Raw genomic sequence first — 10,041 nt, forward strand, 5'->3', positions numbered from 1 at the left:
CTCGTGGGCTCGGAGATGGGTATAAGAGACAGCCCCCCACCCCTCCCCCGGGGCCGTCTTCACACTTCTTCACCGCGCGCGGGCGTGGCCTTCATACCCGCCCTCTACCTTCCCGCTCGTCACCACCTGCGCCGCCCCCGGGGGACGGCCTCATTGGGAGCGTGGAGCCATGTTCGGGTTTCTCTTCGGAACCGCCTGCCTCGCCGGGCTCATCTACACGGCCCGTGGCGGGCGCCACCGGTATCACCGCGGAGGCCGCTGGAGTTCGCGCGGACGCCTGCGCTGGCTCTTCGAGCGGCTGGATACATCGCCCGGCCAGGAGAAGGTCCTCCTCAAGGCCGCCGACGACGTCATGGAGTCCTTCGCCAAGGCCCGTGATGAGGTAGGCCCCAGCCGCACCGCCCTGGGCGCCGCGCTGCGCGGTGAGCACTTCGACGGCGCCGCGCTGCGCGAACTCTTCGCCCGCCACGATGTCGCCATCGACAATGTGCGCCGCACGGTGCAGGGGTCGCTCGCCCAGGTCCACGAGGCGCTGGACCCGCGGCAGCGCCGTGAGCTCGCGGACCTCCTCGAGCACGGCTTCGGCTCCGCCTACGGCTGGCACGGAGGCCATGGCGGCTGGCACCGCCGCTGTGGCGGCCACGGCGGCTGGCGAGGCGGCGCATTCGGCCACGGCGGCCATCGCCACGGGGACGGCCACGGCCCTTGGGGACGCGATGACGCGCGTGGGGTGTGAGCCCCGAACCAACGCCCCTTTTCGTCGTCCTTGAAGGAGAGACTCCATGCGCCGCCGTCTGCTCATCGTCCTGCTCGCCCTGGGCACCGTTGGAGGCTATGCCTCCGGTTTCGCCAGCGTGGCCCGCCACCGCCATCACCTCCGCCACTGCCACCACGGCGCCTGGGAACACGGATGGAGCCCCCACGGCCGGTGGGAGCCTTCCGGCCAGCGAGGGGTGACTCCCCCGCCGGCGACCCGCGTGTCCGTCCACACGGCCTCCCCCTGAAGTAGAAGGCGGTTCATGTCCACGCGCGTCCTGCTCATCGATGACGACACCCGGATGTACGAGCTGCTCGCGCAGTACCTCGGGCAGAACGGCCTCAGCGTCACCCACGCGGCGGATGGCGGACGGGGGCTGGCGGCGCTGGAGGCCAGCGCCTTCGACGCGGTGCTGCTCGACGTGATGATGCCCGGCATGGACGGCCTGGAGGTCTGCAAGCGCATCCGCGCCAAGAGCCGCATCCCCGTCATCATGCTCACCGCGAAGGGCGACGAGACGGACCGCGTGGTCGGCCTGGAGCTGGGCGCGGACGACTACCTCCCCAAGCCCTTCAGTCCCCGCGAGCTGCTGGCGCGGCTGCGGGCCGTGCTCCGCCGCTCGCAGCCCTCGACGGTGGCGGACCGGCTGGAGTCGGGCGGCGTGTCCATCGACGTGGCCGGGCGCGAGGTACGCGTGGAGGAGCGCGCCGTGGAGTTGACGGGCCTGGAGTTCGATTTGCTCGTCGCGCTGGTGCGCAGGGCCGGACGCGTCGTTCCGCGCGACGCCCTGCTGGGCGAGGCGGGCCGCAGTGACACGGTGGTGGGCGAGCGCACCGTCGACGTGCACATCTCCCATCTGCGACAGAAGCTCGGTGACGTGGGCACCCGCCTCATCAAGACGGTGCGCGGCGTGGGCTACGTATTCGCCAAGGAGGGCCCGTGAAACGCGGCAGGCCCTGGGGTCACAAGCGCGGCTGGGGTGCTTGGGGCGAGCCGCACGAATGCGGCCCCTGGGGACACCGGCATCCGCCGCACGGCTACTGGCATATGGGCCGCCTGGGCGGCTTCGTGCGCGCCCGGCTGCACCGGCGCCTGTTCATGTGGTTCGGCCTGTCCATCCTCGCCACTGGCGCCGTGGTGGCCACGGTGATGAGCCTGGTGGGCGGAGGCACCTGGAAACAGGAAGGCGACCGCGTGCGCGCCTTCGTGGGCCACCGCTTCGAGGAGGTCTGGGACGAGCCCGCCCGGCGGGACGCGCTGATGGCGTCCATCGAGAAGGACTTGCAGGTGGGCGTGGAGCTGCGGGACGCGTCCGGCGCGATGCTGGCGCAGACCGAGAAGCCGTGCCGGCGGCCCGAGTTCACCCTGCCCGTGATTCGCGATGGCGTCACCCTGGGCTCGGTGCGCGCCTGCTACGCCAGCTTCCGTCCGAAAAACCCGCTGCGGATGGTGCTGCCGCTGGCGCTGTCGTGCATGGTGCTGTGGCTGGCCGCGGGAAAGCTCGCGCGGCGGCTCGCACGGCCCATGGATGAGCTGGTGCGGGCCACGCGAGAACTCGGCTCGGGCCGGCTGGACTCGCGCGCGGACATCGCACCGCATGTCACGGGCGAGTTCGCCGTGCTGGCGGATGCCTTCAACGACATGGCGGGTCGCATCGAGAAGCAGGTCGCGGACCAGCGCGAGCTGCTCGCCGCCGTGTCCCACGAGCTGCGCACCCCGCTGGCCCGGCTGCGCGTGCTGACGGAGCTGCTCCGCGACGGAGGCGGCAACCCGAAGACGTTGGACCAGGTGGACCGCGAGGTGGTGGAGCTGGATGCCCTGGTGGGTGAGCTGCTGGCCAGCTCCCGGCTGGACTTCGGCCAGCTCACCCCGCGTGTCCTCGATGGCCAGACGCTGGCCACGCAGGCCCTGGAGCGCGCGGGGCTGGCGAGCTCTCTGCTGGGCGTGGAGGTGGAGCACGCCGGGCTCGTGGGAGACGCGACGCTGCTGGGCCGCGCCCTGGCCAACCTCCTGGAGAATGCGCGCAAGCACGGCACCGGCGCCGAGGCACTGCGCGTCCAGGAGCGAGGCGAACACCTGGCCTTCTGCGTGGAAGACCGGGGGCCCGGGCTCCAGCCCGGCGAGGACGAGCGCATCTTCCGGCCCTTCTACAGGAAGGACCACGGCACCGAAGCGCGCGAGGCAGGCTCCCTGGGCCTGGGTCTGGCGCTGGTCCAGCGCATCGCGCACGCCCACGGAGGAGCAGTCTTCGCGGAGAACCGCCCCGGCGGCGGCGCACGGGTGGGCTTCACCGTGCGGAAGAACGGCCCTCCGGCTTCAGAGGGCCGCCCCGCCGCGTAGCGCGTTCGTCACTTCTGCGCGGACGCGTCCTCCGCGGAGAAGGAGAACGCGGCCTCGGCCGGCGCGTCGTCCTTCACCGTGACTTCGGCCGTCTTCGTGCCGAGCGTCTCGTGCCAGGCCTCCACCGTGTATGTGCCCGCGGGCAGTCCTTCGAGTGCGAACGCACCGTCCGCGCCCGTCGTCGCGAAGTACGGGTTCTCGTTGCTGACGACGAAGGCGGACATCCACGGGTGCACGTCACACTTGAGCTTCAGCACGTCCGCGTCCGCGGGCAGCGGCCGCTCCACCGGGGCGCCGGACGGAGGCTGCGCGACGTTGAACGCGGGCTTCGTGCCCACAATGCCGCGCACGTTGTGCAGCGTGCCGTCGCTGTTCTTGAACGCCACCTGCTGCCCCGCAATCGCGCCCTGCACGCGCGGGACGTAGGTGCACTTCGACTGGTCCACCACCACCGGCGTTGCAGGCGCGGGAGGCGCGCCGGGCACCTTGCCCTTCACACGCACCAGCACGTTCTGGAGGTTGCCGTCCTTCACCAGGACCGACGCATCCTTCGTCGCCATGCCCTCGCACGCAGGGTCATTGCTCGCGGGGATGTCCGCGGCCTCGGGCGGCGTGCCAGTGAACTTCACCGTGCCCTTCACCACGCCCTTGCCCGCTGGAGCCACGGGCGCGGCGGCGGCACCTTCCGGCGCCTGGATGGGCGAGGCCGCGTGGGGCTCCTTCTTCGCGGCGGGCGGCGCGGAGGCCGGCTCCTCCTTCTTACAGGCAGAAAGGGTCAGCAGCCCCGCGGTCCCTAGCAGCGTCAGGCCGAGCGTGCGCAGCGTCATCGTGCAGTCTCCTCGGGAAGTCAGGTGATGCGTCTGCCCACCTCGTAGCGAAAGGGGCAGCGCATGTCCAACCCACCGGGACACCGCGAACGGCTGCTGCCTACTCCCGGCGGCTGACGCTGAAGGCCGCCAGCCCGACGAACACCGCGGCGAACGCCACCAGCACCGGCACTTCCAACCCCGCAGAGGACGACGACGCGCCCAGCGCCACCGACGCCTCCGCGCCGTACAGCGCCCGCCGCACGCCCTCCACGGAGTAACGCATCGGATTGAGCCGCATCACCCAGGCCAGCCAGGTATCCGCGCCCTTGAGCGGGAACACGGCACCGGACAGCACCCACATGGGCAGCATGACGATGCTCATCACCGCATGGTAGCCCGCACTCGAGCGCACCCACCACGCCAGCGACATGCCCATTCCCGTCAGCGCCAGCGCCGACAGCACCATGACGGACAGCAGCAGCGGCACGTTCAGCGTGGCCGCGCTCACACCCGCCAGCGGCGCCAGCAACAGGAACAGCGACGCCTGCAGCAGCGCGATGGCGGACGAGCCCAGCGCCTTGCCCAGCACCACCGCCAGCCGCGAGCCCGGTCCGGCGAGCACCGCCTGGAGGAAGCCCTCCTTGCGGTCCTCGATGACGGTAATCGTCGCGAAGATGGCGCTGAACAGCAGCACCATGGTGACGACGCCCGGGAAGAAGAACTGTTGGTAGCCCAGCCCCTGCGCGCCCTCCACGCGGAAGGAGCCCGCGAAGCCGGAGCCGATGACAAACCAGAAGAGGATGGGCTGCGCGAGCGCCCCCACCACCCGGGAGGGCTGGCGGAAGAAGCGGACGATGTCGCGCATCATCAGCACCCGCACAGTCGCCCACTGGAGCGCGAGCGTTCCGGGCGGCGACGGCACGGCCGGAGCCCCGGCGTTCATCGGTTCGGGGGCGGCGGACAACTCGGCGCTCATCGACGTCTCCTCGGCGCGGGTTCAGCGGTGGGCACGTCCGCGCCCAGCGCGCGCCCCGTCAATTGGAGGAACACGTCCGCCAGCGTGGGCCGGCGCAGCGCGACAGAGGTCAGCCGCCCGGCGGGGAAGGCCTCCACCAATCGGGGCACCAGCGCGTGGCCCTGCGGGGCCTCCACCTGCACCCGCCCCTCCACCACCTTCGCGTCCAGCTTCAGCCGCTCGCGCAACTCGGCCGCCAGCGCCTCCGGCTCGGGCGCCTCCACGGAGAGGATGTCCCCGCCCATGCGCGAGGCCAGCGCCTGCGGCGTGTCACACGCCACCAGCTTGCCCGCGTCCAACACCGCCAGCCGGTCGCAGACGTCGGCCTCGTCCGCGCGGTGCGTGGTGAGCAGCACCGTGAGGCCCTCGCTGTCGCGCAGGCGCTTCAGGTGCGCCCAGAAGGTACGGAAGGCCGCCTCGTCCAGGCCCTGCGTGGGCTCGTCCATGAGCAGGACGCGCGGCTGGTGCACCAGGGCCCGCGCCAGCTCCAGGCGCCGGCGCATGCCACCGGACCACGTGGACACCCGTTCGTCGCCACGGTCGGCCAGGCCGATGAGCGACAGCATCGCCTCCACCCGTTCGCGGGCCCGCTCTCCGCCCAAGCCATACAGTCGGGCGCCGAGCATCAGGTTCTCCCGCGCGGTCAGCAGGTCATCCAGGCTGCTGCGCTGGAAGATGATGCCCATCTGTCGGCGCAGCGACGGGTCGCTCAGCGACAGCTCCCGCCCCTCGAAGCGAACGAGGCCCGCATCGGGGGACAGCAGCCCGGCCAGCACCTGGAACGTGGTGGACTTGCCCGCACCGTTGGGGCCCAGCAGGCCCAGAATCTCCCCCGGCCGCACCGACAGGGACAGGCCGTCCACGGCCGTGCGCCCCTTGAAGCGACGCGTGAGCCCCTCCAACTGGAGCAGCGGTTGAGAGGTGGCAGTGGAAAGCAGGACTTCGGGCATGAGCGGGCGTCCCCCGTTCGCCCCGGACGCTATTCGCGAGGAACTCGGTCCAGCGCCAGCGCGGCGAACAGGCCGGTGAGGTAGATGAGTGAGAAGAAGAACGTCTGGCGGGCCCAGGTGTTTCCCAGCCGCCGGAAGAAGCCCCACGCCCCCAGCCCGAGGAAGCTCAGCCCCAGGAGCACCGCCGCGGCCAGGTACCACGCGCCGGCGATGTGGAGCTGGAAGGGCAGGAGCGTCATCGGAATCAGCGCCACCAGGTAGAGCACCAGCTGCGCGCGGCTCGACTCGTCACCCCGCTCCAGGGGCACCGACGTGAGGCCCGCCGCGCGGTACTCCTCCTTGCGGAAGAGCGCGATGGCGATGAAGTGCGGCATCTGCCAGAGGAACATGATGGCGAAGAGCGAGAAGCCCCCCACGTCCATCTGGTTGGTCACCGCCGTCCAACCCATGAGCGGAGGCAGCGCGCCGGGCACCCCGCCCACCAGCATGGCCGCGGACGTGCGCGCCTTCAGCGGCGTGTAGGCCAGCACATAGCTCAGCAGCGCCACCAGACCCAGCGCGGCGGTGAGCACGTTGGCGCCCAGGGCCAGCGCCGGAAGCGACACGGCCGCCAGGGAGATGCCGAACCACAGCGCCACCGCCGGCTCCATGCGCCCGGAGGGCAGCGGCCGGTTGCGGGTGCGGTCCATGAACTGGTCGCTGTGCCGCTCCCAGTAGCAGTTGAGGGCATTGGCCGCGCCCACGGTTCCCGCCGTGGCCAGCAGCGTCACCAGCGCGTTGACGGCGCCCATGTGGCCGGGCGCCAGCCACATGCCCCCCGCCGCGGTGACGAGCACCAGGGAGGAGAGGCGCGGCTTGGTGAGGGAGATCAGGTCGGACGCGACTGTCGGCAAGGACTCGGCACGCGCGTTCACACAGACTCCAGAGGTAGGCACGACAGACACGCTGCCGGCGCGGTAACGGCCTTCCCCATACAGGCACCACCCGGGGGTGGGCAAGGACACGGCGCCCCCGGGAGGCTCCGGCGGACGGACGCCCGGCTGGCCCCCGTGAGACAGCAGGGCGACACCGGACTCCCGCCACCCACCCAGGTGCGTCGGGGAAGACAAACGCCCCGGGCATAGCGTCAGGGCGCGGGGTCAGCAACCACGACAACGGGGCTGACCGCGCGTTCAACTGCCCGCGCGCATCAGCCCCGCTTGTCCGGCGCCTGGAAGGCCGCCGTGGTGTTTCAGCCGCCCGCCAGCGAACGGGCCGCGGACGCGTGCTCGCCGCTCGGGTCGCGCTTCAGGTACTCCTGGGCCAGCATCTTCGCCTTCGCCCCCTGCTTCGAGTCCTTCGAGAGCAGCGTGGCGTAGAAGTAGTAGGCCGGCGAGTACGCCTCGTCCGCGTTGAGGGCGCGCTGGTAGGTCTCGTCCGCCTTCGCCGTGTCGCCCTTGCTCTGGAACACGCGTCCCAGCTCGGTGAGCGCAATGGCAGCGCGGTCCGACTGCCCCAGGAACTCCTGGCTCGCCTTCTCCAGCTGCTCCTGGGCCAGGTCCCACTTGGACCGCTCGCGGTAGATGGCGCCCATGGCCAGCCGGGCCTCCGGGTTCTTGGCCTTCGGGTCCTTCACCGCGCGCTGGTACTGGGCCAGGGCCTCATCCAGCTTGCCCTGACGGCGGTACGCGTTGCCAAGCATCACCACCAGCTTCGGGCTGTCGCCCATCGCCTTCAGGGCCGTCTGCAGCGCCTCGGCGGCATCCTTCTCGCCGCCCTGCTTGCCCATGAGCGACTTGGCCAGCTCGACGTAGAACTGGGCGCGCGAGGCGTCCATGCGGATGGCCTTGCGAATCTCCTCCGCCGCCGCGTCGTAGTTGCCCTCCGCCAGCAGGCGGCGGCCCTTGATGAGGTGCAGCTCCGGGTTCTGCTTGTCGAGCGAGAAGCCGGTCTCCTCGCTCTTGAGCATCTCCGAGCGGGCCTTGTCCTTGTCCTGCGGGACCGCGGTGGCCTCGGCCAGCTTCTGCTGCATGTCCGGCTTCAGGTCCACCATGGCCGTCGACACGCGGCTGATGAGCAGCGAGCGCGCCATGTGCGCCGCGGCCAGCTGCCGCGGAGACGGCGGCGGGTCGGACTCCAGCAGCTTCTTGAGCATGGTGTGGGCCAGCTCGAAGTTGGGCGAGTCCTGCTCCAGCATCAGCAGGGAGCGTCCCAGCAGCGACTCCGGATGGTCCTTCCCGTACCGGAGGGCGGAGTCGTAGTTCCGCCAGGCGGCGGCGTCCTGCCCCAGGCGGCGGTACACCGCGCCCAGGCTCGCGTAGGTACGAGGGTCATCCGGAGACAGCAACTGCGCGCGGTCCAGGCTGTCGCGGCCGCGCTCCAGGTCGCCCGCGTTCATCTGGATGAGGCCCAGCGTGAGGTACAGCAACGAGCTGGAGCGGCCCTGCGCGTCCAGGCCCTTCACCTTCTCCTCCAACTGCCCCAGCGCGTCCTTGCCCTTGCCGCTGTAGGTCTGGATGAGCGCCTCGGACGCGATGAGGTGCGAGCTGAGGTCGCCGCTCTTCTTGCCCACTGCCAGATGCTCTTCGGCCTGGCGGCGCGCATCGTCACCACCGCCGTGCTCACCCCAACGGATGGCCCAGGCGTAGGCGAGGTAGCCGTGCGCCACGGCGGAATCGGAGTCCACCTCCAGCGCCTGGTCCGCCGCCTCGACGGCCTTCTTGTAGCTGTCGAAGGAGTCGTGCTTGAGCAGCTCGCTGGCCACATCCAGGCTCTTCTTCAGCTCACGAGACTTCGTGCGGGCGTTGGCCGAGTACCAGCCATAGCCGATGGCGAACAGCGGGATGGCCACCAGCAGGCCCAACGTCACCATCTTGCTGCCCTTGCCACCCGAGGAGGGGGGGCGGCGGGACACCGGCTCGTCGTCCTCGTCCTCATCCACCTCTTCCACGACGACCTGGGGCCGGCGCGGCTGAGGGGCGGGACGCGGCGCGGGGGCCTCCGTGCGCGCGGTGGGCGCGGGCTTCGCGGCCTGGGTGGCGGCGGGCTTCGCAGCGGGCGCTTCCGTCCCCGCCGTCGCCGCGACGCTGGAGAGCGCGGCGGCGGACTGCTGGGTGGCGGACGGACCCGGCGTCGCGGGCGCAACCGGAGCAGCGGGCGCGGCGACCGGAGCCGGCGCGGCGGGCCGCGGCGGTTCAATCTTGTGCTGCTGGAGCAGCGTGACGGTGTCCGGGTCGCCCGGGTCCGCGGTGTAGGCCTTGAGAAGGTTCGCCTTGCCGGGCTCCGCTTCGCCGGTCTTCAGCTGAAGCGCGCCGGCCATGCGCAGCGCGGCCTTGTCCTCAGGCTGCACCTGAAGGGCGCCGAGCGCCTCTTCCAGCGCCTTCTTGTCCTTGCCCTGCTCCGCATAGACGCGGGCAAGCAGGAGGCGGGGGTCCGCAGCATTCGGGTGGGCCTTCACCCCCTTCTTGCAGACGACCATCGCCTCCATGAAGCGGCCCATGCTCAGGTACGCTTCAGCGAGAGGCTTGTAGGCCGCCGACGAAGGGTCGGAAGCAAAGGCGTGTTCAAGCTTCGCGAGCTCGGCCGGGCTCAACGTCTTCGAAGAGGAGATAGACATTAACGGGGGGCAGCTAAACGGGCGGGAAGGATACGCCTGACAAGAAGGGTTTTTATGGCACCCGGTACGCAGCACGTCAATCGCCGGAATCCATGTTGGCAGCTTGCGCTTGACACGGTGAAGGGCCTCCGGTACTAGCCCATCCCACTTCGGCGGCCCCAAACCGCGGAGGCGCAGCAAGCAGTCCAGTTGTGGGGGTGTAGCTCAGTTGGGAGAGCGTCGCGTTCGCAATGCGAAGGTCGTCGGTTCGATCCCGTCCACCTCCACCATGCAACAAACGAAGGGCCTCACGGGAAACCGTGAGGCCCTTTGCATTTGGGGCATCCCGGCGAACTGCCGAATTGCAAAGCATCCGGGCTTTGTTATCCGGTGCCGATGACCGACCAGCCCGCCTCTCTGTCGTTCTTCGCCCGCTTCTGGCTCGCCTGGCTGTGCTTCTGGCGCTGCCTCGTGTCCCGCGAGTTCGCGCAGGCCGTGCTGCCCACGAGCAAGGCCTATGACGCCGGCCAGCTCGCCCAGCTTCCTTCGGGCGGCCCCGCCCCCACCCCGCTTCCCAAGCAGGAAGAGGTCCGGCC

At 70.7% G+C, this 10,041-nt stretch carries 9 protein-coding genes, 1 tRNA gene and 1 pseudogene; 6 read left to right on the top strand and 5 right to left on the bottom strand.

From position 1 onward, the window contains the following. Nucleotides 1-169: 169 nt before the first annotated feature. From F8M74_RS36365 to F8M74_RS36380, 4 genes are read left to right on the top strand one after another with little or no spacing between them, the layout of a single operon-like run. Nucleotides 170-736 (top strand): periplasmic heavy metal sensor, encoded by a 567-nt coding sequence (locus F8M74_RS36365; protein WP_141258787.1) that lies wholly within the window; start codon nt 170-172, stop codon nt 734-736. A 46-nt stretch (nt 737-782) separates the two neighbouring features. Beyond that, nucleotides 783-1,004, top strand: coding sequence for a hypothetical protein (locus tag F8M74_RS36370; RefSeq protein ID WP_141258786.1), 222 nt, complete (start codon nt 783-785; stop codon nt 1,002-1,004). A 15-nt stretch (nt 1,005-1,019) separates the two neighbouring features. Beyond that, the gene (locus F8M74_RS36375) at nt 1,020-1,700 is read left to right on the top strand and encodes a response regulator transcription factor (RefSeq protein ID WP_141258785.1); all 681 of its coding nucleotides are present in this window, start codon (nt 1,020-1,022) and stop codon (nt 1,698-1,700) included. Beyond that, nucleotides 1,697-3,097, top strand: coding sequence for a HAMP domain-containing sensor histidine kinase (locus F8M74_RS36380; protein WP_141258784.1), 1,401 nt, complete (start codon nt 1,697-1,699; stop codon nt 3,095-3,097). The genes F8M74_RS36375 and F8M74_RS36380 overlap by 4 nt, the downstream gene beginning before the upstream one ends. Before the next feature lie 8 nt (nt 3,098-3,105). Here F8M74_RS36380 and F8M74_RS36385 read toward each other — a convergent pair whose 3' ends face one another. The 5 genes from F8M74_RS36385 to F8M74_RS36405 form a co-directional block, all read right to left on the bottom strand. Next, complete coding sequence (locus F8M74_RS36385) at nt 3,106-3,924, bottom strand: carboxypeptidase regulatory-like domain-containing protein (protein ID WP_171410554.1); 819 nt, start codon at nt 3,922-3,924, stop codon at nt 3,106-3,108. 100 nt (nt 3,925-4,024) lie between these two features. Next, nucleotides 4,025-4,882, bottom strand: coding sequence for an ABC transporter permease (locus tag F8M74_RS36390; RefSeq protein WP_141258782.1), 858 nt, complete (start codon nt 4,880-4,882; stop codon nt 4,025-4,027). Continuing rightward, nucleotides 4,879-5,871 (bottom strand): ABC transporter ATP-binding protein, encoded by a 993-nt coding sequence (locus F8M74_RS36395; RefSeq protein ID WP_141258781.1) that lies wholly within the window; start codon nt 5,869-5,871, stop codon nt 4,879-4,881. Before F8M74_RS36395 ends, F8M74_RS36390 begins: the two co-directional genes overlap by 4 nt. Nucleotides 5,872-5,900: 29 nt before the next feature. Then, entirely contained in the window at nt 5,901-6,785 is an 885-nt protein-coding gene (cyoE, locus tag F8M74_RS36400; RefSeq protein ID WP_141258780.1) for a heme o synthase, read from the bottom strand. A gap of 317 nt (nt 6,786-7,102) precedes the next feature. Then, nucleotides 7,103-9,466: a tetratricopeptide repeat protein gene (locus F8M74_RS36405; RefSeq protein ID WP_163884733.1), complete on the bottom strand. Its 2,364-nt coding sequence runs from the start codon at nt 9,464-9,466 to the stop codon at nt 7,103-7,105. A 193-nt stretch (nt 9,467-9,659) separates the two neighbouring features. Between F8M74_RS36405 and F8M74_RS36410 the strand changes: the two genes are divergently transcribed. Beyond that, nucleotides 9,660-9,735, top strand: a tRNA-Ala gene (locus F8M74_RS36410). A 106-nt stretch (nt 9,736-9,841) separates the two neighbouring features. Next, a pseudogene (locus F8M74_RS36415) lies at nt 9,842-10,041 on the top strand (DUF2760 domain-containing protein); the annotation flags it as partial.

It is taken from the genome of Myxococcus sp. CA023, assembly GCF_010998615.1.
In the GTDB taxonomy this organism is placed as follows: domain Bacteria; phylum Myxococcota; class Myxococcia; order Myxococcales; family Myxococcaceae; genus Myxococcus.